The sequence below is a fragment of the Pseudomonas sp. GW822-FHT03F08 genome (assembly GCF_058801265.1).
Map to the genome: position 1 here is coordinate 468,333 of NZ_JBXANC010000002.1, position 23,099 is coordinate 491,431.

Below are 23,099 nucleotides of genomic sequence, written 5' to 3' on the forward strand. Positions count from 1 at the left end.
TCTACACTCTGGCGCAACGGCTTTTTATCCGGAGCGCCTGATGCCTGCCAGTGTTGCCCAGCGTTTGCCATCTATCGACAGTCTGTTGCGTCATATCGCCTTCCAGCCATTGGTCGAACGCCACGGGCGTGAGGCGCTGCTGGCGGCATTACGCCAGTTGTTGGACGATTTGCGCGAAACAGTGGTGGCGGGGCAGTTGTCCGCCGTTGAAATCAGCCCCGAAGCGCTGGCCGGCAGGGTCGCTGAACGCCTGTCGATACAGCAGCGCAGTCAGGTGCGGCGGGTGTTCAACCTGACCGGCACCGTACTCCACACCAATCTGGGACGTGCGCTGTTGCCGGAAGAAGCCATCGAAGCCGTGCAACTGGCGGCGCGTTATCCGTTGAATCTGGAGTTCGACCTGGCCAGCGGCAAGCGTGGCGACCGCGACGATCTGATCGAAGGCCTGATCCGCGAATTGACCGGCGCTGAAGCCGTCACCGTGGTCAACAACAATGCTGCGGCGGTGCTGCTGACGCTCAACAGCCTCGGCGCACGCAAGGACGGCATCATCTCTCGCGGTGAGTTGATCGAAATCGGCGGCGCCTTTCGCATCCCCGACATCATGGCCCGCGCTGGTGTGCGCCTGTATGAAGTCGGCACCACCAATCGCACCCACGCCCGGGATTACGAAGCGGCGATCAGTCCGCGTAGCGGTTTGATCATGCGCGTGCATGCGAGCAACTACAGCATCGAAGGGTTTACCGCACGGGTGGCGACAGCCGAACTGGCGGAGCTGGCCCACCGTCATGGCTTGCCACTGCTCGAGGACCTCGGCAGCGGCAGCCTGCTGGACCTGACCCGCTGGGGTTTGCCGGCGGAACCGACGGTGCGTCAGGCGCTGCTCGATGGCGCGGATATCGTCACCTTCAGTGGCGACAAACTGCTCGGCGGGCCTCAGGCCGGCGTGATTGTCGGGCGCAAGGAGCTGATCGCGAAAATCAAGAAAAACCCGCTGAAACGCGCCTTGCGGGTCGACAAGATGACGCTGGCGGCGCTGGAAGCGGTGCTCGGGCTCTATCGTGATCCGGATCGCCTGGCTGAGCGTTTGCCAACCTTGCGTCTGCTGACCCGCCGGCAAGATGACATTCTGGCTCAGGCCGAACGCCTGCAACCGGTGTTGACCGGCGTTCTCGGTGAAGGCTGGACCGTCACTGCCGTGGCGGCGCTGGGCATGATCGGCAGCGGCAGCCAACCGGTGGCGCGTTTGCCGAGTGCCGCGTTGTGCGTGCGGCCGCAGGTTTCGAAACGCCTGCGCGGGCGCTCTCTGTTGAATCTGCAGACCGCGTTGCGCGAGTTGCCGATACCGGTGCTGGGGCGGATCGACGATGACGCGCTGTGGCTGGATCTGCGGCAACTCGACGACGAACCGGCGTGGCTGGCGCAGCTCGGGCCGTTGCAGACATGATCGTCGGCACCGCCGGGCACATCGACCACGGCAAGACCTCGCTGCTTCAAGCCCTGACCGGTCAATCCGGCGACCGCCGACCGCAGGAGCGCGAGCGGGGCATGACCATCGACCTGGGTTATCTCTACGCCGAGCTGGCGCCCGGAGCGGGGCTGACCGGTTTCATCGATGTGCCGGGGCACGAGAAATTCACTCACAACATGCTCGCCGGCGCCCAAGGCATTGATCTGGTGTTGCTGGTGGTGGCGGCGGATGACGGCGTGATGCCGCAGACCCGCGAGCATCTGGCGATTGTCGAGTTGCTGGGGATTCCCCGGGCGCTGGTGGCGATCACCAAGGTTGATCGGGTCGAGGCGGGCAGGGTGGTGGAGGTTCGCCAACAAATCGAAGCCCTGTTGGCGCCCGGTCCGTTTGCCGGGGCGCCAATGCTGGCGGTTTCAAGTGTGACGGAAGAGGGTGTCGATGCCCTGCGGCAGGCTTTGTTGCAGGTGCAAAGTGAAGTGTTGAAACGTAGTCGCGAGGGTGGATTTCGTCTGGCCATCGACCGGGCATTCAGCGTGGCCGGTGCCGGGATTGTCGTGACGGGCACGGCGCTGTCGGGAATGGTTGCCGTGGGCGACAAACTGATCCTCGGGCCGCAGGGCAAAACGGTACGGGTGAGGGGGCTGCATGCCCAGAATCAACCCGCAGAACTGGCGTTTGCCGGCCAACGTGTAGCCCTGAACATCAGCGGTGATCGCCTGGAGCTCGGGCACATCCATCGCGGGCAATGGCTGCTCGCCGAAGCGCTGTTCGCGCCGACTCAGCGCCTGGATTTCGACTTCCAGTTGCTGCCCGATGAGACGCGCACCTTCGAACACTTTCAGCCCGTGCATCTGCACCTCGGCACCCAAGACGTGATCGCCCGTGTGGCGTTGCTGGAAGGTCCGAGACTGAATCCGGGCGAGAGGATGTTCGCGCAACTGTTGACCAATACCCCGGTGCACGGCGTGAAAGGCGATCGACTGATCCTGCGCGACCCCAGCGCCCAGCGCACGCTCGGCGGCGGTCAGTTGCTCGACCCGTTCGCCCCGGCCCGGCAACGGCGCAGCCCCGGGCGTCTGGCGCAATTGCGGGCGCTGGCGATTAGCAGTGATCTTGAACAAGCGTTGCCGACGTTGCTGGAATACAGCGAAAGCGGCATTGATCCGCAGCGTCTGGAGCGTCAGTTCAACCGTCCGCGTGAAGGCTGGGCGCTGCCGGACAACGTCCGTCTGATCGAAACCCGTCAGGGGCAGAGGCTGTTCAATGCCCAGCGCTGGGGCATTCTCAAGTTCACGCTGCTGGAGCAACTGGCGCGTTTCCATGAACTGGAACCCGACCAGATGGGCCCCGACCGTGATCGTTTGCGGCGCTTCAGCGGACTGAACATCGAGCATTCGACCTTCATCAGCCTGCTGGAGGAACTGCGCAGCGCCGGCTCACTCACCGCCAGCGGCCCGTGGTTGCACTTGCCGGATCATCAGGTTCGCCTGAGCGCCGACGACGAAAACTTGTGGCAAGCCTTGCAGCCGCTGTTCGAACAGGCCGGCTTCGACCCGCCATGGATACGTGACGTGGCCAAAGCCGTGGGCCAGGACGACGCCACCGTTCGGCTGTTACTGCGCAAACTGGCGCGGCTGGGCGTGATGCATCAGGTGGTGCGGGACCTGTTCTTCACCGACATCACGCTGCGGCAAATGGCGGCCGTGCTGTTGCGCCTGGGTGAAGAAAATCCGCCGATTCAAGTCACGGCGTTCCGCGATGCGCTAGGCTTGGGACGCAAACGCAGTATCCAGATCCTCGAATACTTCGACCGCCTCGGTCTGACCCGGCGTCTCGGCGAGGGCCGGCAGATCCGCTTCGACAATGCGCTGGCCAACCCCGGCGCCGACTGAGTTCAAGGAAGGCAATCGCGCCCGGTGGCGCGGCCGGGCTTCAAACCCGGTTGGGGACGGCATCCGTTCCCGGGCAGGTTCGACTCCGGCTGCCTTCCGCCACTTTTCTGTCTTCAGAACCCCAACGGGTACTGAATCACCACGTAGATCCGGTCAATATCATCCCCCGCCTGAGCGCTGTTGGCCCGGTGCGAGACGTGGGACAGCTGCACGGAAAGATCCTTGGCAGCGCCGGACTGGACGATGTAGCGCAGATCGATGTCGCGCTCCCAATGCTTGCCGCCGTCGCCTTGTTGCGGCTGGAACTGGCCGCTGTCTGCGTCGAACGGGTTGTAGGCGCCGCCCTTGGGCGCGTGAGTACCGTCGATGTGGCTGCCGGAGACGTAGCGGGTCATGAAGTTCAGGCCGGGAATGCCGAATGCACCGAGATCGAGGTCGTAGCGGGCTTGCCATGAGCGCTCGTGGGCGCCGTTGAAGTCGGCGTATTTGATCGAGTTGGCCAGGTAGATCGAGTCGCCACCGACGAAATCGAATGGTGTGTCACCGTTGATGCGTTGCCAGCCGAGCATCACCGCGTGGGCGCCAATGGTGTATTTGCCCGAGAGGCTGAACGCGGTGTTGTCGATTTCGCCGGCAAGGGCCTGCCCGGTATCGCGGGTGTGGTAGACGTTGGCGTCGATCAATACGCCGGACTGTTTGAAATGCAGGTTGGCGTAGTACTGGTGCCAGGTTTCGCTGAGGTCTGACACATACAGCGCGCCACCGACCGGGCTTTCACTGAACAGGTCTGCGCCGATGAAGCTGATCCCGCCGGCCTTCGTACTGGCGCCATAACCCTGGAAATCGCCTTGGCCCGATGAACTGTCCTGATTCTTGAACGCCGTGAAATGCCCGGCCACCAGATTCACATTGTCGATTTCGCGGCTATTGAGTAGAAAACCGGTGGCGTATTCCGGTTGCAGACGTTTGTCCGAGGTGTCGAACACGGGCGTCTCTACCGTCATTTCGCCGAAGGCGAGGGTGGTTTTCGAGGCCTTGAGTTTCAGCGCACCGCCCGCGCTGGAATAGTCGCTTTCGCTGCGACCGTCGCTGTCCACGGGTAACAGCCCGGTGCCGGAATGTCCTCGGCCGCCATCCAGTTTCAGCCCATAAAAGGCATGGGCATCGAGACCGAACCCGATCGTTCCGTCGGTGAAACCGGATGCGAAAGTGCCGATAAACCCCTGAGCCCATTCCTGTTTGTAGTTCTTCCCGGAGGGAGAGGGCGAGCGGTAGTCGTTGCTCAGGAAGAAGTTGCGGCTGAGCACTTCACCTTTGGCGTCATCCAGAAAAACACTGGCGCAGGCTGAGTTGGCCAGACCGCCAAACAGCAGGGCCAGCGTGATACGCGATGGCGGAAAACCTTTCATGTGTCAGTGACCGGCATTGATGAAATGTCGCCGGATAATCGTGCGGTCTGCTTCCGGAAGATTGAGCGGGTGTGCTGAGTTGCCTATCTGACAACCCTTGATCGCTGAACTACGCTGCGTTCTGTATTCCCGCACTCATAACTGTGGCGTAAGGAACTGACACATGCGGAGCCGGTTGCCTGCGTTGTTGATGGTTGTTTTCAGCGTGTTCTGCTCGACACTTCTGTGGGCTGAAGACAGCGCAAAACCTGCCGACGAGCCCGTCGAGTTGAAGGTAGCCAACCGCAGCATCATGGTGTTTCGCGCCACGCTGCTCGGGGAGGCGCCGGCATCTCGGGTCAAACGGGCCAAAGCGGTCATCGCCGAAGCCCTGGATGAGTCGGATGACCGTACCGTCACTGTTGACCCGATGCAGGACAACTACCTGGTGCTGCTGGGCAACAAACGGGCCTTTATCGTCTCGCCCAAGGATGTCGACAGCCTCGACTATCCCTCCGTGCTGATGGCGGCGCAGGGTGCGGCGGAAAAGTTGCGTCAGGTCGTAGCGGAAACGCAGGAAGCCAGGAGCCTGCATCGGATGCTACGTGCGCTCGGCGCTGCGGCGCTCGCCACCGGCATTTATTTCGTGCTGCTATGGGGCATCGCCTGGTTGCAGCGTCGATGGCTGAAGAGATTGCCCGAGCTGATGCGTCGGCATACCCAGGCGCTGAAGGTCGGACGAATTCCGGTGGTGGATGCCAATTATCTGTATCCACTGGTCATTCGCGTGTTCTGGCTGCTGCGCTGGTTCGTCATTCTGCTGTTGACGTATGAATGGCTGGGTTTTGTCCTGTCGCGATTTCCGTACACCCGCCCTTGGGGTGAGAGCCTCAACAACTACCTCATCGAGGTTGCCAGCTATCTCTTGCAGGCCATCGTGGGCGCCATCCCCGGGCTGGGCGTGGCGCTGGCGATTTTCTTCATTGCCCGAGGCGCCACGGCGTTCAGCCGTCGGGTGCTGCGGCGCATGGCAACCCCGGGAACGTTCAACTGGCTGAACGAGGAAACCCTGCAACCCACCCAGCGCCTGACGTCTCTGGCGATCTGGCTGTTTGCACTGGCGATGGCCTACCCGTATTTGCCCGGCGCCGGCACTGACGCCTTCAAAGGGTTGTCGGTGCTGATCGGCCTGATGATTTCGCTGGGTGCCACCAGTGTGGTCGGGCAGGCGGCTGCCGGGCTGATCCTGACGTACACCCGAACCTTGCGCCCAGGTGAATTCGTGAAAATCGGTGAACATGAAGGCACGGTGACGGAACTCGGCATGTTCACCACCAGCATCCGCACCGGGTTGGGAGAGGTGCTGACGCTGCCCAATTCGATGATCACCGGCACGGTCACCAAGAACTACTCACGCACGGTGCAGGGCCCTGGTTATGTGGTCGACACGGTGGTGACCATCGGCTACGACACACCGTGGCGCCAGGTGGAAGCGATGCTGCTGGAGGCGGCCCGACGAACGCCCGGCGTGCTGGAGATTCCGCCAGCGCAAGTGTTCCAGACTGCGTTGTCCGATTTCTATCCCGAATACCGTCTGGTGGCGCAGGCCATTCCCAGTCAGCCTCGTCCGCGTGCCGTGTTGCTGAGCATGCTGCACGCCAATATTCAGGATGTGTTCAACGAATACGGCGTGCAGATCATGTCTCCGCACTATCTGGGTGACCCCGAAGAAGAAAAACGCGTGCCGAAGGAAAAATGGTTTCCGGCCCCGGCACAAGCGCCAACGGATACGTGACAGCCTCAATCGACAACAGGCAATTCAACCCTCGCCACCAGTCCCGAGCCCCGGCGATTGCTCAAGGTCAGTTCTCCGCCCTGTTCACGAACAATCGCCCGGGCCGCCGAGAGGCCGAGCCCTACACCGCCGGTTTCACGGTTGCGCGAGGTTTCGAGGCGAAAGAATGGATCGAACACCCGTTGCAGCGACTCTTCGGGAATCCCCGGCCCTTCGTCGCAGACTTCGATGCAGATCGAGCGAGCATTGCGACTCAGTGCTATACGCGGACGCTCGCCGTATTTCACGGCGTTTTCCAACAGGTTGACGATCACCCGTTTGATGCCCAGTGGCCGACCGTCATAGACCAAGTGGGCCGGGCCACTGAAGTCGATTTGCAGGTTCTGATCGCGGTAATCGTCAAGGACGGTTTGCAGCAGCTCCGACAGATCGAACGCTGTAGGTTGTTCAAGCTGTGTGCCTTCACGGAAAAACGCCAGGGCGGCGTTGATCATCGATTGCATTTCTTCGATGTCGCGAATCAGTTTCTGCTGATGATCGAGGTCTTCCATAAACTCGCTGCGCAGGCGCATCCGGGTCAATGGCGCGCGCAAGTCATGGGAGATGGAAGCGAGCATGTGCGTGCGTTCGCCAATGAAATGCTGGATCTGCGCCTGCATGGTGTTGAAGGCGATGATGGCCTGGCGGATTTCGTGGGGCCCTTCGATTTCGATGGGCGGTGCGTTCAAATCACCGCCAAAACGCCTCGCGGCGCCGGCAAAACGTTGCAGCGGATTGGCCAGTTGGCGGGTGGCAATCCAGGCCACCAGCAACGTCGCGACGAGTCCCAGAGCAATGATCACCGCGATCCGGGCATCCAGGCTCAGTCCCCAGCTTCGCTCCGGTGGCGTGAATGTCAGCCAGCTGCCATCGGCCAAAGGTACGAGGGCGACGTAATGCGCCTGCGCACTGCCTGGCGGCCAGTCGTCGGGGTTGAATACTTCGATTTCCCGGTCATCACCGAGCAATTGTCGCAGCGCAGGAACCTTGCCGGTCTCGACCGGTTCGCCGTCCCCGGGCAGATTGAACTGGCTGCGTTGCGCATTCCATAACACTTCAAGCGTCGAACTGCTGGCCGCGCTCGCCAGTTGCGGGCGCAATTGGGCGGGCGCCGCCTCGATCACGCGGGTGCTCGCGGCAATCCGCTCCAGCAATCCGGTTCGTTCGATAGGTGGACGAGCCCAGATACCCGCGACCTGCACAAACAGGGCATTGAGAATCAGCGAGGCGATCATCGCCGCAACGATGGTCAGGGCAATCCGGCGACTGAGGGTGTCGCGCCGCAAGAGTCGGCCGATCATGAACGGCTGACCTTGGCCGTGAACATATAGCCGCCATTGCGCACAGTGCGGATCAGGTCCGGGCGTTTGCTGTCCGGTTCGATCTTGCGCCGCAGCCGGCTGACCTGCACATCGATACTGCGATCAAAGGCTTCGTGACCCTGGCCGTGGGTCAGGTCGATCAGTTGCTCGCGGGTCAGGATGCGCTGGGGATGTTCGAGAAAGACCAGCAGCAGATCAAACTCACCGCCGGACATCGGGATCATTACACCCTCGGGTGAGCGCAGTTCCCGGCAGGTGATGTCCAGGTGCCAACCGGCGAAGGTCATGACCGGTCGCGCCGGTTCGCTGGTGCGCTGGCCTTGTTCGCCGGCGCGCCGTTGCAATGCGCGCACCCGGGCCAGCAACTCCTGGGGCGCGAAGGGCTTGGTCAGGTAATCGTCGGCACCCAGTTCCAGGCCGACGATCCGGTCACTCAGTTCAGCCATGGCCGTGAGCATGATGATCGGGATCCCCATCTGCGCGCGGATTTTCTGGCACAGGCTCAAGCCACCTTCACCCGGCAGCATCAGGTCAAGAATGATCGTGTCCGGCCGCGCCTGTTCGATGGCGGCCCACATGGCCTGGCCATCGGGCGCCACGTCGACGTCGTAGGCGTGCTGAACGAAGAACTTCTTCAGCAGGGACAGAATTTCCACGTCGTCATCGACGATCAGCAGTCTGCTCACGTTTGCAGGATCCATGAATCAAAAGAGGGCATCTAAAACCATTTCGAAGTCGGGGTCATATATTTCAATCGAGCAACATTCCTTCGGTGCGGACATCAGCCAGACATCCTCGGGCAAAAAACCTCGGGCACTCTGCCGGCATTCCATCCAAGGGGGCTCATATGAAGGATATGAAAAGCGCTTATTCCACTCAGGGGCATGGCGCGGTGCGTCCACTGATCCTGACCCAGCGCACCAATACCGGCGCTCTCAATGCGCCGATCTTTTTCCAGGAAACCTGTCTGGGGATCGCCCAGGACCAGAGCCAACTCGTCATGCGCCGCTACTTCGAGCGCTTCAGCCCGGCCGACAGCCATTGGGTGGAATACATCCACTCCATTCCCACCGCCGAATTCATTCACTGGATCATGACCCACGGCCAGTTGCGCATCGAGTGTTCTGAAAATACCCCGTTCAGCCAGATTCAGGCCGCAGGGGAAACGCATTGATGAGAAACCATCACTCACTGGCGCTGTTGCTCGCAGCCAGCCTGAGCCTGTCGGCATGCAGCAATAAAAAGGTCGCGCCTGACATGTATTCCGGGTTTCTGAACGACTACAGCACGCTGAAGGAGCAGCAGACCCCCTCGGGGCAGACGATATTGAGCTGGGTCAGCCCGGCGTTGGCGAGTGGTCGCTACACACGGGTCTATCTGGCGCCAAGCCAGTTTTATCCGAAGGTCGAGCCGACTGGAAGGATTCCGCAGAGCACTCTGTCGGGTGTGACCGGCTACTACGACGCGGCCCTGAGGCAAGAACTGGGAAAAATACTGCCATTAGCTTCGAAGCCCGGCCCGAATACGTTGGTTGTGAGGCCAGCCATCACGCAGGTCGCCACCAGTACCCAAGGCCTGCGGTTTTATGAATGGCTGCCCGTCACCCTGGTCGCGGCCGGCGTCAGCACGGCTGCCGGCATTCGTGATCAGGACAGTGAAATCGCCACTGAAGTGTCCCTCGAGGATGGTTCGACCGGCGAGGTCGTGGCGAAGGTTGTCCGCAAGGGCACAGGCGTTCCACTGGAAAACGACAAGCAGGTGATGACGGCCGATAACGTCAAGGGTGTGCTTGATGGTTGGGCCACGGACTTGAGTCAGTCTTATGTCGTGGCCCGGAAAGCGACAGTGCGCTGACAACGGCGATGTCAGAGACTTGCTTTCACCTGCAATCCAAACACCAGTGCATTGTCGATGTCCTGCCCGGAAAACGCGCCCGGCTCGATGATGTACTGCACGTTCGGTCGCAGGGTCAGCCATGGGGTGGCCTGGTAGCCGTAACCGAGTTCGATCAGTTGCTCGGCGCTGTCCAGGTTGGACAGCGGCGTGCCGTTGGCCAGCGCGGCGTCTTGTTGCACGTCGCGGCTGCGCGGGTTCTGCACGGCGCGACCGTAACCCAGGGCGACGGTGTCACGCGGGCGGCCTTCGAACGGCTTGTACAGAACCACACCAGTGCCGTACCACTTGCTGAACGGTGAGGCTGCTTCACTGGCGGCCGAGTATTGACCGAAGGCGTGGAGGCTGCGGCCCTCGGACGATTGCGAACTCCACACCGCCTGATCGATCAGCAGGTAATGACCGCCGCGACCGGACACTTCCTTGTCGCTGCCGATGCGTTTCACATCCGAGCTGTCGTAGTAGTAGCCGAGTTTGTATTCGCCGGGCAGGGTGCCTGCGTGCTTGTAGACCAGTTCGACAGGCACCACGGTGCCGGTGGTGTGTTTCGGCCCCAGGTGCCAGGCGCGGCTGGAGTTGCCGTTGCTTTCGGGGTCGACGTTGAACGCTGCAACCCGCAGTTGCCATTCCGGCGACAGGTCATATTTCACCCGCACACCGAGGTGAGCGTTGGGGTAGTTGGTCCAGCCGCTGCCGCCGGACATGTTCAGCGGGTGCCCGCAGAAACCGGCGTTCATGAAGTTGCAGAGGATGCCGCTGTCGAGGCCGCCGAGGTCGTTGCCCATGGCCATGTAGCCGAGTTTGACGTTCAGTGCCGGGGTGAACAGCGTGCGCTCGTAACTCAGTTCGGTCAGACGCGTGTAGAGGCCGCCGTAGTTTTCCTGGATGGGCAGACGGTTGCCGACCAGGTCTTCCGAGGCGCTGTTGCCGCGACGGTCGTTGATGGTCAGTTGGACCTTGCCGGCGTTGTCCACACCATAGATTTTGCTCAGGTCGAACTGTGCGCCGAGCTTGATGTTCTGCGAGTAACGGGCCGAGCGATGCAGGCCGCCATCAGCGTTGTAGGCGGTTTCGCCAGTGTAATCACCGGTGAACTTGATGCCGTCTTCGTCGAGCTGGTGGCGCAGACCGCCCCAGTCGCCGGTCAGGGTATTGCGGGTGAACACGTTTGAATCGGTGTCGGCGAAGGCGGGTAGGGCGGTGCTGCAGGCAAGAGCGAGCAGTACTCCAGTGTGGGAAAAGCGAACAACGAATGACATTGCTGAAATCCAGAGCCAAGGACATGAAACGACGCGACACCCGAAGGTGTCGCGCACAAGTGAAGTGAAGGAGGGCGCAGCGGTTTACGGCAGGGCGTAAGCCATTACGTAGTCACCGCGATCGGTCGATTGACGAGCGCCACCAGCGGTGATGACCACGTATTGCTTGCCGGTTTTCGGCGACACATACGTCATCGGGCCACCCTGGCTGCCGACCGGCAGACGTGCTTTCCAGATTTCTTCACCGTTGCCGCTGTTGAAGGCGCGCAGGTAGAAGTCCTGGGTGCCGGCGATGAAGATCAGGCCACCTTGAGTCGACAGCGTGCCGCCCAGGGTTGGCAGACCGATCTTGATCGGCAGGTGCATGCGGATGCCCAGGGGACCTGTGTCTTCAACGGTGCCGACCGGAACCTGCCAGGCGACTTTCTGGGTCTTCATATCGATGGCGGTCAACGTGCCGAACGGCGGCGCCTGGCATGGAATGCCGGCCACCGACAGGAAGCGGTTCTTGTTCACCGCGTAAGGCGTGCCTTTCAGCGGAACGGCGCCCATGCCGGTGTTCAGCGCTTCGCCACCGGAGGTTGCCTTGCCTGTGTTCTGCGAAGGGATCATCTGAATCCACAGACCCAGACGCATGTCGTTGACGAAGATGAAACCGTGCACCGGGTCAGTGGAAATGCTGCCCCAGTTCATGCCGCCCAGCGAACCCGGGAAGCTCAGGGACTTGTCAGTGCCCGGCGCGGTGTACAGACCGTCGTAACGCATCGACTTGAAATCGATCCGGCACAGCAACTGGTCGTACGGTGTGGCGCCCCACATGTCCGATTCGGTCAGGTGCTGGGCACCGATCTGCGGCATGCCCACGGATTTTGGCTGGGTTGGCGAGTAGGGCTCGTTCGGAATGTTCGAAGCCTTGACCGGTACTTCTTTTACTTCGGTCAGTGGTTTGCCGGTGGCGCGATCCAGCACGTAGATCTGCCCGGCCTTGGTGCCGATCACCAGCGCCGGCACGGTTTTGCCGTCCTTGGTGAAATCGATCAGGCTTGGTTGCATCGGCAGGTCGAAGTCCCACAGATCGTTGTGCACGGTCTGGTAGACCCACTTTTCTTCGCCGCTGTTGGCGTCCAGCGCCAGAATCGATGCGCCGTAGGTGTGGTCGAGCTTGCTGCGTTCCACGCCGTAGATGTCGGTGGAAGAGCTGCCCATCGGCAGGAAGACAGTGTTGGTTGCCGGGTCGTAGGACATGGGCGCCCAGCTGTTCGGCGTGCTGCGAACATAGGTTTTGCCATCGGCAGGTGCTTTTTTATCCTGCGGGTTGCCCGGATCGAAAGCCCAGCGCATCGCACCGGTCATCACGTCGAAACCACGGATCACGCCGCCCGGCATGTCGGTCTGGACGTTGTCTGCCACTCGGCCGCCAACAACCACGGTGGTGCCGGCCATCAGCGGTGCGGAGGACAGTTGATAGTAGCTGTCCGGGACATCACCCAGACCGGCCTTCAGATCAACCTGGCCGTTGTTGCCGAAACCCTGGCAGAACTCGCCGGTGTCGGCATCGACAGCAATCAGGCGCGCGTCGATGGTGTTGGTCAGCAGACGGCGTGTGCAGTTGGCGGCGGGAGCGGCCGGGGTCTCGGTCACTGGCGAGCTGGCTGGTTTGGCGACCGCAGCGCTGGCGTCGAAGTAGGCCATGCCACGGCAACGCTGCCAGACTTTCGACTGGGCGTTGATGGCGTTTTTCCAGAGTTCTTTACCGGTGTCGGCATCCAGCGCGATCAGGTTGTTGTGCGGGGTGCAGATGAACACCTTGTTGCCGATCTGCAGCGGGGTGAGCTGGTCTTCAGCGCCATTGCCGTCGCTCTCGGCGATGTCGCCGGTGTGGTAGGTCCAGGCGACTTTCAACTTGTCGACGTTGGTGCGGTTGATCTGGTCCAGCGCAGCGAAGCGGCTACCACCTTCGGTATTACCGTAGTGCGCCCAGTCTTTCTGCGCCTTTTCCGGTTCGACCGGAGTGAGGCCCGGGCCGGTGCCGGTAGGGGCGACGGTCGGGTGCGCGACGAACATGTTGCCGGCCGCTACGGCCAGGCCGACCGCCAGAACAGCGGCAACGCCGTACGCGCCACGTCCCGGAACGCCACCATTGGCGCGTTTGAGCATCGGGTAGACCAGCGCGACCGCCAGGCCCACGGCGCTGAACATGAACAGACGAGAGAACACCGGCCAGAACACCAGGCCTGCGTCGCTCACGGCCCAGATTGCCGTTCCCAGCAGAAACGCGGCGAAAAGCCACGCACCGGCAGGCTTGCGACGTGCGATCAGCAGGCCGGAAATGGCCATGACCAGACCACCCACCAGGAAGTACCAGGAGCCTCCCAGGCTGACCAATTTCACACCGCCAGCGGCCAGTGCCAGGCCGAGCAGGGCGATGATCACGCCCAACCCGACCAGAATGAATGTTGATATGCCCGAGAGGCGTTGACTCTGCTTCACGTTGAATGTCCCGTTGAAATGAGGCGGCCATTATATAGTTAGGTAACTACCTAGTTAAATCACTAATTCAGAATGAAGAGTGATTTGGCGCTCAATGCCGTGTCGGAAAGACGCCGGGCGCGTCCACGCGGATCTTCAGGGGTTATTGGAACGCCAGGAAAGTCGGATTTTTGCCAGCGGATATGGAATTTATGACAGGTTGATCGCGGCTTGGTGGTTCCCGCCGAACAGGATCGGCGGGAACGGTATTTGCTGTGGGCGAGAAGAGGGCTTAGTTAACCATCACCTCATCCAGTGCCTGCTCGAGGATGCTGACCGTCCGCTCGATGTTGTGCAGTTTTTCGAGTCCGAACAGACCGATACGGAAGGTCTGGAAGTCGGCCGGTTCGTCGCATTGCAACGGCACCCCGGCGGCGATCTGCAGGCCGTGGTTGGCAAATTTCTTACCGTTTTTGATATCGGCATCATCGGTGTAGCTCACCACGACGCCTGGGGCCTGAAAGCCGACTGCGGCCACGCTTTTGAAGCCTTTGCCGGTCAACATTGCGCGCACCCGATCGCCCAGAACCTGCTGGTCGTCGCGGACCTTTTCGAAACCGTAGGCTTGCGTCTCTTTCATCACGTCGTTGAACCGCGCGAGGGAATCGCTGGGCATGGTCGCGTGGTAGGCATGTCCGCCCTGTTCGTAGGCCTGCATGATCTGCAGCCACTTTTTCAGGTCGCAGGCGAAGCTGCTGCTTTGCGTTTGCTCGATGCGCTCGAGGGCCAAAGAACTGAACATCACCAGAGCGCAGCAAGGGGAGGCGCTCCAGCCTTTCTGCGGTGCGCTGATCAGCAGGTCGACTGCGCATTCGTGCATATCAACCCAAAGCGTGCCGGAAGCGATGCAGTCCAGGACGAACAGGCCACCCACTGCATGCACGGCGTCGCCGACGGCCCGCAGGTACTCGTCGGGCAGGATAATCCCTGATGAGGTTTCAACGTGGGGGGCGAAGACAATCTGCGGCTTCTGCGCCGCAATGGCTGCCAGCACTTCGTCCAGAGGGGGCGGGGCGTAGGCCGCCTGGCGACCCGTTTCGACCGGTCGGGCTTTCAGCACCGTGGTGGCCGCCGGGATGTTGCCCGTCTCAAGGATCTGGCTCCAGCGATAACTGAACCAGCCGTTGCGTATCACCAGGCATTGCTGGCCGGTGGCGAACTGTCGCGCCACCGCTTCCATGCCGAATGTGCCGCTGCCCGGAACCACCGCAACCGCCTCGGCGTTGTAGACCTGTTTCAGGGTCTGGGAAATGTTCCTCATCACTGCTTGAAATGACTGCGACATGTGGTTGAGCGAGCGGTCGGTGTAGACCACCGAGTACTCGACAAGCCCTTCAGGATCAATTCCGGGATATAGCTTTGACATGGGGTGACTCCTTAAGTGATTCCCTGGCAGTCAAAAGGTCTGGCGAACATCATCGGGAAGCAAGTCTAGGCAAAAGGCAGGGATGAGCTGATTGAATTGCAGAAATGACGATAGAGTGGTCATCAATGTCTCAATCGTTGCGTGAAGAATGAATCGTCCGTTGTTTATTTCTCTGGATGGGCCAAAAGGAACCGGCAAAACCACATTACTGGAAGCCGTTACGGCAGTACTGAGGGCCGACAACAAGAAAGTCATCCGACTTTGCGAGAGAAAAAGCGATCCCTACCGGGGTGCCAACATGGCCCTCGTCAACGAACTTGCCAGAAATCACTCCCGGGATCTGGAGTGGGCGGTGTGTCAGCGCTTTGCTGATAGCCGTAGCTGGATCTCCCGGCACGTGCTGACTGAACAGCCGGTGGGCAGCATTATCTTGATCGATCGCTGGTATCCGTCTGACGCCGCGTTTCGCCAAACCGTCCCGTTTGCAGAGATTCTCCAGTTGAACATCGAACGAAACGTGCAGGTGCCTGACCTGCATGTCGGCGTCGTCACCGCGCCGGATATTTCATGGGCCAGGGCAAAGGCACGATCCAGAGGACTGGGCGGTACTGTGATCCAGAAGCACGCTGAGCATGTCGCGTGTACAGAGACGTTCGAGCAAGCGGCTGCCGATCATGGCTGGGCTTTGTGCCGTAATGAAGGAACGATCGAAGACGCTACGATGCAGGTGGTTTCCGAGATTTATAAATTGATTAGCTGATCAAGAAAGGCGCAGGTAGACGAGCAGCCAACACCCCATTCAGAAACATCCGCTCAAGCGTCCGCGCCGAATCCGCATGAGCCGCGCGCCCGCGCAGTTCGGCATCCACCAGGCCGTAGACCAGCGATATGAACAGCTCGGTAAAGATCGCCGCGGTGATATCGATGCGAAACAGCCCTGCCTGCTGGCCTTTCAAAAAGAACCCGTCCAGCGCCTCAAGATAAAACAGCCAGCGTCTGCCCCCCTGTTCCAGATCGAGAAAATCAGGACGGTATTGCGCCATCAAAAAGGCCAGCAACTCGCGGTGGGCGAGGTGTTCACGAATCAATCGGCGCAGCGCCTCCAGCGGCTCCAGATGCTGCAGGCCGGCGTTGTCGATGATCAGCTTTAGCGTGCCCTCGGCGTGCTCCTCCAGTTTTGCGGTCAGGTTTTCCCGTGTTCCGCAGTAGCGGTGCAGGGTGGCCTTGCTCACGCCAGCCAGTTGCGCCAACTCCTTCATCGTCGCCCTCGGCCGGTTGGCCACGGCCAGGGTCAGCGACTTGAGCATCTGTTCATCATGGGAAATCGAGTTCATCAGAGGCCTTGAGCGGTGTTCATATAAGATTCACAAAATACCCACATGAGACATTATTGACTCATTGGGATTTGAAACGTAGCATTCGCGCCAAATTCGATCAAGCCTTGGGTGAGTTATGGGCAATTTGCGTGCAGTAGGGATGGCGGGATCGCTGGCAGTCGCCATTGCGTTGGCCGGGTGTGGACCGGCGAGTGAACAAGCGGCGGTGGCGGAAGTGGCGCGCCCGGTAGAAGTGGTGGCCGTGAAAACCGAGCCTTTGGCGCTGACGTCGGAGCTGCCGGGCAGGGTGGAGCCGATGCGCGTTGCGGAAGTGCGCGCTCGGGTGCCGGGCATCGTGATGCAGAAGCGTTTTGAAGAGGGCGCAGACGTCAAAGCCGGGGATCTGTTGTTCCAGATCGATCCTGCACCGCTGAAGGCAGCGTTGTCGCGGGCCGAAGGTGAGCTGGCTCGCGCTCAGTCTGTTGCGCTTGAGGCTCAGGCGCGAGTCAAGCGCTATGAACCGCTGGTAAAGATCGAGGCGGTCAGCCAACAGGATTTTGACAGCGCCATGGCTGACCTGCGCAGCGCTCAGGCAGCCACCCGTTCGGCCCAGGCCGATCTGCAAAGCGCCCGGTTGAATCTCGGTTATGCCTCGGTAACCGCGCCAATTTCCGGCCGCGTCGGCCGTGCACTGGTCACTGAAGGGGCATTGGTCGGGCAGGGGGACGCGACGTTGATGGCGCGGATTCAGCAACTGGATCCGGTGTATGTCGACTTTACTCAGTCGGCCGCCGATGCACTGCGTCTGCGCGAGTCGCTCAAGGACGGAAAACTCTCCGCCGACGACAACAAGGCACTGTCGATTCGCGTCGATGGCACCCAATACGAGCGTCAGGGTGCGCTGATGTTTACCGATGTCGCCGTGGATCGCGGCACGGGGCAGGTGTCGTTGCGCGGCAAGTTCGCCAATACCGACGGCGTGCTGTTGCCGGGCATGTATGTCCGTGTGCGTACGCCACAGGGCACTGACAGCCAGGCCATTCTCGTGCCGCAACGTTCGGTGCAGCGGGGCAGCGATGGCGGCGCCCAAGTGATGGTGGTCGGCGCAGATGACCGGGTCGAATCACGCAGTGTGGTCACCGGTGCCATGCAGGGATCGCGCTGGCAGATCAGTGAAGGCTTGAAGGCGGGCGATCAAGTGATCGTTGGTGGCCTTGCCGGTCTGCAACCGGGGGCCAAGGTCGTACCGGGTCAGTCCCAGGCCGTGGCTCAGTCGTCTGAGTCGAAACAGTAAGGGCGCCGTCGCCGCGAGGATTTCCCGATGTCCAAGTTTTTCATCAAACGCCCGAACTTTGCCTGGGTGGTGGCGTTGTTCATCTCTCTGGCCGGCCTGCTGGTCATTCCGATGCTACCGGTGGCGCAATATCCCGACGTCGCGCCGCCGCAGATCAAGGTGACAGCGACTTACCCCGGTGCCTCGGCGAAAGTGCTGGTGGATTCGGTCACCAGCGTGATTGAAGAGTCGCTCAACGGTGCCAAGAACCTGCTGTATTTCGAGTCGACCAACAACTCCAACGGCATCGCCGAAATTGCGGTGACGTTCCAGCCGGGTACTGATCCGCAGCTTGCCCAGGTCGACGTGCAGAACCGCCTGAAAAAGGCTGAGTCGCGCATGCCGCAAGCGGTACTCACCCAAGGTCTGGAGGTGGAGCAGGCCAGTGCCGGTTTCCTGCTGATCTATGCGCTCAACTATAAGGAAGGCTCCCAGCACACCGACACGACCGCGCTGGGCGACTACGCCGCGCGCAACATCAACAACGAACTACGGCGGGTGCCGGGCGTCGGCAAGCTGCAATTCTTCTCCTCTGAAGCCGCGATGCGCATCTGGCTCGACCCGCAGAAGCTGGTGGGTTATGGGCTGTCCATCGACGACGTGAGCATCGCGATTCGCGGGCAAAACGTGCAGGTGCCGGCCGGCAGTTTCGGCAGCACGCCAACCAGCAGCCAACAGGAACTGACCGCCACGCTGGCAGTGAAAGGCACTCTGGATAATCCGCAAGAATTCGCACGCATCGTTCTGCGCGCCAACGAGGACGGCTCGACGGTCAAACTGGGCGACGTCGCCCGAGTGGAAATCGGTCAGGAGAGTTACAACTTCAACTCGCGTCTGAACGGCAAACCCGCCGTGGCAGCGGCGATCCAGTTGTCGCCCGGCGCCAACGCAATCCAGACTGCAACGGCCGTAAAAGAACGCCTGGCCAAACTGTCGGCGTACTTCCCGGACGACGTGGAATATTCCGTTCCCTACGACACGTCGCGTTTCGTCGATGTCGCCATCGAGAAGGTGATCCACACCCTGATCGAGGCGATGGTGCTGGTATTCCTGGTGATGTTCCTGTTCCTGCAGAACATCCGCTACACCTTGATTCCGTCGATTGTGGTGCCGGTGTGTCTGCTCGGCACACTGGTGATGATGTACCTGCTGGGCTTCTCGGTGAACATGATGACCATGTTCGGCATGGTGCTCGCCATCGGCATTCTGGTGGACGACGCCATCGTGGTGGTGGAGAACGTCGAGCGGATCATGGCGGAAGAAGGGTTGTCGCCGGTCGACGCCACGATCAAGGCCATGGGGCAGGTATCGGGCGCGATCATCGGTATCACCCTGGTGCTGTCGGCGGTGTTCATGCCGCTGGCGTTCATGTCCGGTTCGGTGGGGGTGATCTATCAGCAGTTCTCGGTCTCGCTGGCGGTGTCGATCCTGTTCTCGGGTTTCCTCGCGCTGACGTTCACACCAGCACTGTGCGCCACTTTGCTCAAGCCGATTCCGCAAGGACACCATGAAAAGCGCGGTTTCTTTGGCGCCTTTAACCGTGGCTTTGCCCGACTCACTGAGCGTTACTCGATCCTGAACAGCGGGCTGGTCGCGCGGGCCGGTCGCATGATGTTGGTGTACGTCGGCATTATCGCGATGCTCGGTTTCTTCTACCTGCGCTTGCCGGAATCCTTTGTGCCCGTGGAAGACCAGGGCTACATGATCGTTGACGTCCAGTTGCCACCGGGCGCGACCCGGACTCGCACCGAAGCGACCGGCGAACAACTGGAACGCTATCTCGCGTCCCGTGATGCGGTGCAGTCGATGTTCCTGGTCTCGGGTTTCAGCTTTTCCGGGATGGGTGATAACGCGGCACTCGCGTTCCCGGTGTTCAAGGACTGGTCGCAGCGTGGCGAAGATCAATCGGCGATGGCCGAGGTCATGGCGCTGAACGAGCAGTTTGCCGTGACCAACGACGGCGCCGTGATGGCGGTGCCGCCGCCACCGATTGACGGTTTGGGCAACTCCGGTGGTTTTGCGCTGCGCCTGCAGGATCGTGCCGGCCTGGGTCGTGAAGCCTTGCTCGCCGCCCGTGACCAGGTGCTCGGTCAGGCCAACGGCAACCCGAAAATCCTCTACGCCATGATGGAAGGTCTGGCCGAGTCGCCGCAATTGCGGGTGGTGATCGACCGTGACAAGGCGCGCACCCTCGGTGTGAGTTTCGAGTCGATCAGCAGTGCGTTGTCCGCCGCGTTCGGTTCTGAAGTGATCAACGACTTCACCAACGCTGGCCGCCAACAGCGTGTGGTGGTGCAGGCCGAGCAGGGCGATCGGATGACCCCGGAAAGCGTACTCAAGCTGTACGTGCACAACAGCGCGGGCGATCTGGTGCCGCTCAGCGCCTTCGTCACCACTCACTGGGAGGAAGGTCCGGTGCAAGTGGTGCGTTACAACGGATATCCATCGATCCGCATCGTCGGTGACGCCGGACCGGGCTATAGCACCGGTGAAGCCATGGCGGAAATGGAACGAATCGCTGCGCAATTGCCGGCGGGTTTCAGCTACGAATGGACGGGGCTGTCTTATCAGGAAAAGGTCTCCAGCGGTCAGGCGACGCAATTGTTCGCGCTGGCGATCCTGGTGGTGTTCCTGTTGCTGGTTGCACTGTATGAAAGCTGGGCGATTCCGTTGACGGTGATGCTGATCGTGCCAATCGGTGCCATCGGTGCGGTGCTCGCCGTGATGGTCGCCGGCATGCCTAACGACGTGTACTTCAAGGTGGGCCTGATCACCATCATCGGTCTGGCGGCGAAGAACGCGATCCTCATCGTCGAGTTCGCCAAGGAGCTGTGGGAGAAGGGCTACAGCCTGCGTGACGCCGCCATTGAGGCCGCGCGCCTGCGTTTCCGTCCGATCGTCATGACTTCCATGGCGTTCATTCTCGGTGTGGTGCCGCTGGCATTGGCCACCGGGGCAGGGGCCGCGAGTCAGCGTGCAATCGGTACCGGTGTGATTGGCGGGATGCTCAGCGCGACGTTGCTGGGTGTGCTGTTCGTACCGATCTGTTTTGTCTGGGTGCTGTCGCGGTTGCGCAGTAAACCCGCGCCTGTCGAACAACCCGCTTTGGCTCAGGAGTGATTCCATGCGCATTTCAGCTTTCTCTACGCTGGTGATCGCCATGCTGCTGGGCGGTTGTTCACTGGCACCGACTTATGAGCGTCCTGTTGCGCCGGTTGCGGAGCACTGGGCGGGGGAGTCGACCAAGCAGGGCAGTCCGATTAACCAACTAGCTTGGCAGACGTTTATCGTCGATCCCGAACTGCGTCGCCTGGTGGTGATCACGCTGGACAACAACCGCTCGTTACGCCAGACACTTCTGGATATCGAACAAGCGCGGGCGCAATACCGTATCCAGCGGGCGGACCGGGTGCCGGGCCTGAATGCCGGTGCATCCGGCAATCGTCAGCGCTTGCCGGCGGATCTGGCCAGCAATGGCCAGGCGGGGGTTGCCAGCAGCTATCAGGTCGGCGTGTCGCTGCCGGAATACGAGCTGGATCTGTTTGGCCGGGTGAAGAGCCTCACTGACTCTGCATTGCAAGAGTATCTGGCGACTGAAGAGGCGGCCCGCGCCGCGCAGATCGCCCTGATTGCCGAAGTCAGTCAGGCTTATCTGATTCACGATGGCGCCCAGCGTCGCCTGGACCTGACTCAGCAAACGCTGATCAGCCGCGAGTACTCGTTTGCACTGATCAGCCAGCGCCGATCAAACGGTACGGCGACTGCGCTGGACTATCAGGAAGCATTGGGGCTGGTGGAACAATCGCGCGCCGAACAGGAAAGCAATCTGCGGCAGAAACAGCAGGCTTTTAACGCGCTGGTGTTGTTGCTCGGCACCAAGGATGCAGCGAAAGCAATTCCTGAACGGCTGTCGACGGAGCCGATGCTGGTTCAGGACATTGCGCCCGACACCACCTCCACATTGATCGAGCGCCGACCGGACATTCTCGCTGCCGAACATCGATTGCAGGCGCGCAATGCCGACATCGGCGCTGCACGGGCGGCGTTCTTTCCGCGCATCAGCCTGACCGGCAGCTTCGGCACATCCAGTGCGCAAATGTCCGGTTTGTTTGACGGTGGTTCGCGGTCCTGGAGTTTTGTGCCGAACCTGTCGCTGCCGTTGTTCGATGCCGGGCGCAACAGCGCTGGCCTGAGCCTGGCCGAAGCCCGTAAGGACTCGGCGGTGGCGGCTTATGAGGGCACGATTCAGACGGCGTTTCGCGAGGTCGCCGATGCACTGGCCGCCACCGACACCTTGCGCCGGGAAGAGGCGGCCCGACGCGCGCTGGCCGACACCAGCAGCGAAACGCTGAAACTGGCCAAGGCGCGTTATGAAGGCGGCATCGACAGTCACCTGCGTTACCTCGATGCCCAGCGCACCCGCTTCGTCAACGAAACGGCATTTATCGAGGTCAGCACCCAGCGGCAGATTGCCCTGGTCGATCTGTTCCGCTCGCTGGGCGGAGGCTGGTCGCCGGACAAGTCCTGACAACAGCTCCTTTGGGTTGGCGCGTCCAGCCATTCAGCCCCGTGAACCGAGAGGTCGCGGGGCTTTTTTTGCCTGGCGGAACGTTATTGAGGACGGGCGGGATTGGCAGCGCCATGCAGGAACATCTGTTCCACGACATTGGCCGAGTTGGCACTGGCGGCACGCCCACGGCGTTCGGCATCGACCATGGCGAAAATCATGGTCAGGAACAGCTCGGTGAAGACCGCGGCAGTGATATCGATACGGAACGCACCCAATTGCTGGCCGCGCAGAAAGAAGGCATCGAGGGCATCTAGATAGAACTGCCAGCGTTTGCCTTCATCGGTGTTCGCGAAGGTGTCGGGGCGATACTGAAAGAGCAGGAAAACCAGCATTTCACGATGTGCCAGATGCTCATTGACCAAACCGCGCAGGGCTTGCACCGGATCGCCATTCAACAGGTCGGTCGAGGTGGTGATCTGGTTGAGAACCGTCTCACCATGGCTTTCCATCATCAGTACCAGATTGTCACGGGTGCCGCAAAAGCGGTGCAGCGTCGCCTTGCTTACGCCAGCGGCTTCAGCCAGCTCCTTGAGCGTCGCGCGGGGGCGATCAACGATGGCCAAAGCCAGCGCCTTGATGAGTCGTTCGTCTTGGGGAGTCAGGGACATCAGTCAATCTCGGATCGAATTTCAATGTCGGGAATTGTGCAGGAAAAGCTCTTTACTGCAACGAAAACCAAAAAAATCGAGAAATTTACTTCATCTGAGACAATTTTTACTCAACGCCCCCGGCACGCCGCGCAACGCTCTTGCCTCCCGCCAATCCCAAGCCTGAAACGAGCGACGGGTGATTCTGCCGACCAAAAACGCCTCATCACGGTTACTGATTTGTATGTTTGGGCATTTCACAGAACCAGTAATAAGCATATGAATTTATAGTTGGTCGTTTGTTCACGGATTACTGATAGTTTAATAAGCGAAAGACGT

The 23,099-nt window shown here is 60.8% G+C and carries 17 protein-coding genes and 1 tRNA gene; 10 read left to right on the forward strand and 8 right to left on the reverse strand.

Translation table 11 applies throughout. The features are described from left to right. Window positions 1–40: 40 nt before the first annotated feature. The 3 genes from selA (at window position 41) to AC1RME_RS05920 (ending at window position 3,465) form a co-directional block, all read left to right on the forward strand. Complete coding sequence (selA, locus tag AC1RME_RS05910) at window positions 41–1,447, forward strand: L-seryl-tRNA(Sec) selenium transferase (RefSeq protein ID WP_493090733.1); 1,407 nt, start codon at window positions 41–43, stop codon at window positions 1,445–1,447. After that, window positions 1,444–3,363 carry a selenocysteine-specific translation elongation factor gene (gene selB / locus AC1RME_RS05915; RefSeq protein WP_493090849.1) on the forward strand — a complete coding sequence of 640 codons (1,920 nt, stop codon included), beginning with the start codon at window positions 1,444–1,446 and terminating at the stop codon, window positions 3,361–3,363. The genes selA and selB overlap by 4 nt, the downstream gene beginning before the upstream one ends. Window positions 3,364–3,369: 6 nt before the next feature. Next, window positions 3,370–3,465, forward strand: a tRNA-Sec gene (locus AC1RME_RS05920). An 11-nt stretch (window positions 3,466–3,476) separates the two neighbouring features. Here AC1RME_RS05920 and AC1RME_RS05925 read toward each other — a convergent pair. Beyond that, a complete protein-coding gene (locus tag AC1RME_RS05925; RefSeq protein WP_493090735.1) occupies window positions 3,477–4,772 on the reverse strand; it encodes an OprD family porin in 1,296 nt (431 codons plus the stop codon). 163 nt (window positions 4,773–4,935) lie between these two features. Here AC1RME_RS05925 and AC1RME_RS05930 point away from each other — a divergent pair, with 163 nt between their 5' ends. Continuing rightward, a complete protein-coding gene (locus tag AC1RME_RS05930) occupies window positions 4,936–6,546 on the forward strand; it encodes a mechanosensitive ion channel family protein (protein WP_493064835.1) in 1,611 nt (536 codons plus the stop codon). 5 nt (window positions 6,547–6,551) lie between these two features. Here AC1RME_RS05930 and AC1RME_RS05935 read toward each other — a convergent pair whose 3' ends face one another. Both AC1RME_RS05935 and AC1RME_RS05940 read right to left on the reverse strand, forming a co-directional pair. Beyond that, entirely contained in the window at window positions 6,552–7,886 is a 1,335-nt protein-coding gene (locus AC1RME_RS05935) for an ATP-binding protein (protein ID WP_096820420.1), read from the reverse strand. After that, a complete protein-coding gene (locus AC1RME_RS05940) occupies window positions 7,883–8,608 on the reverse strand; it encodes a response regulator (protein ID WP_102619865.1) in 726 nt (241 codons plus the stop codon). The genes AC1RME_RS05935 and AC1RME_RS05940 overlap by 4 nt, the downstream gene beginning before the upstream one ends. A 146-nt stretch (window positions 8,609–8,754) precedes the next feature. On the opposite strand from AC1RME_RS05940, the gene AC1RME_RS05945 reads away from it, so the two are divergent. Both AC1RME_RS05945 and AC1RME_RS05950 read left to right on the forward strand, forming a co-directional pair. Beyond that, on the forward strand, window positions 8,755–9,081 hold the full coding sequence (locus AC1RME_RS05945) for a hypothetical protein (protein ID WP_096820422.1): 327 nt from the start codon (window positions 8,755–8,757) through the stop codon (window positions 9,079–9,081). After that, the gene (locus AC1RME_RS05950) at window positions 9,081–9,761 is read left to right on the forward strand and encodes a DUF3313 domain-containing protein (RefSeq protein WP_493090738.1); all 681 of its coding nucleotides are present in this window, start codon (window positions 9,081–9,083) and stop codon (window positions 9,759–9,761) included. Before AC1RME_RS05945 ends, AC1RME_RS05950 begins: the two co-directional genes overlap by 1 nt. An 11-nt stretch (window positions 9,762–9,772) precedes the next feature. Here the strand turns inward: AC1RME_RS05950 and AC1RME_RS05955 are convergent, their stop codons facing one another. The 3 genes from AC1RME_RS05955 to AC1RME_RS05965 form a co-directional block, all read right to left on the reverse strand. After that, the gene (locus tag AC1RME_RS05955) at window positions 9,773–11,059 is read right to left on the reverse strand and encodes a carbohydrate porin (protein WP_192560890.1); all 1,287 of its coding nucleotides are present in this window, start codon (window positions 11,057–11,059) and stop codon (window positions 9,773–9,775) included. 84 nt (window positions 11,060–11,143) lie between these two features. After that, window positions 11,144–13,549 (reverse strand): glucose/quinate/shikimate family membrane-bound PQQ-dependent dehydrogenase, encoded by a 2,406-nt coding sequence (locus AC1RME_RS05960; protein WP_493090740.1) that lies wholly within the window; start codon window positions 13,547–13,549, stop codon window positions 11,144–11,146. 271 nt (window positions 13,550–13,820) lie between these two features. Then, window positions 13,821–14,954 carry an aminotransferase class V-fold PLP-dependent enzyme gene (locus AC1RME_RS05965; RefSeq protein ID WP_096820426.1) on the reverse strand — a complete coding sequence of 378 codons (1,134 nt, stop codon included), beginning with the start codon at window positions 14,952–14,954 and terminating at the stop codon, window positions 13,821–13,823. Between the two features lie 148 nt (window positions 14,955–15,102). Between AC1RME_RS05965 and AC1RME_RS05970 the strand changes: the two genes are divergently transcribed. After that, entirely contained in the window at window positions 15,103–15,714 is a 612-nt protein-coding gene (locus AC1RME_RS05970) for a dTMP kinase (protein ID WP_096820427.1), read from the forward strand. Here the strand turns inward: AC1RME_RS05970 and AC1RME_RS05975 are convergent. Further along, window positions 15,707–16,288: a TetR/AcrR family transcriptional regulator gene (locus tag AC1RME_RS05975; protein ID WP_096820428.1), complete on the reverse strand. Its 582-nt coding sequence runs from the start codon at window positions 16,286–16,288 to the stop codon at window positions 15,707–15,709. The genes AC1RME_RS05970 and AC1RME_RS05975 overlap by 8 nt on opposite strands. Window positions 16,289–16,406: 118 nt before the next feature. Here AC1RME_RS05975 and AC1RME_RS05980 point away from each other — a divergent pair, with 118 nt between their 5' ends. From AC1RME_RS05980 to AC1RME_RS05990, 3 genes are read left to right on the forward strand one after another with little or no spacing between them, the layout of a single operon-like run. After that, on the forward strand, window positions 16,407–17,564 hold the full coding sequence (locus AC1RME_RS05980; RefSeq protein WP_096820429.1) for a MexC family multidrug efflux RND transporter periplasmic adaptor subunit: 1,158 nt from the start codon (window positions 16,407–16,409) through the stop codon (window positions 17,562–17,564). A gap of 27 nt (window positions 17,565–17,591) precedes the next feature. Continuing rightward, window positions 17,592–20,723 (forward strand): multidrug efflux RND transporter permease subunit, encoded by a 3,132-nt coding sequence (locus AC1RME_RS05985; RefSeq protein ID WP_096820430.1) that lies wholly within the window; start codon window positions 17,592–17,594, stop codon window positions 20,721–20,723. A 4-nt stretch (window positions 20,724–20,727) separates the two neighbouring features. Further along, entirely contained in the window at window positions 20,728–22,131 is a 1,404-nt protein-coding gene (locus AC1RME_RS05990) for an efflux transporter outer membrane subunit (protein WP_096820431.1), read from the forward strand. An 83-nt stretch (window positions 22,132–22,214) separates the two neighbouring features. On the opposite strand, the gene AC1RME_RS05995 is transcribed toward AC1RME_RS05990, so the two are convergent. Beyond that, on the reverse strand, window positions 22,215–22,781 hold the full coding sequence (locus AC1RME_RS05995) for a TetR/AcrR family transcriptional regulator (protein ID WP_096820432.1): 567 nt from the start codon (window positions 22,779–22,781) through the stop codon (window positions 22,215–22,217). Window positions 22,782–23,099 lie beyond the last annotated feature (318 nt).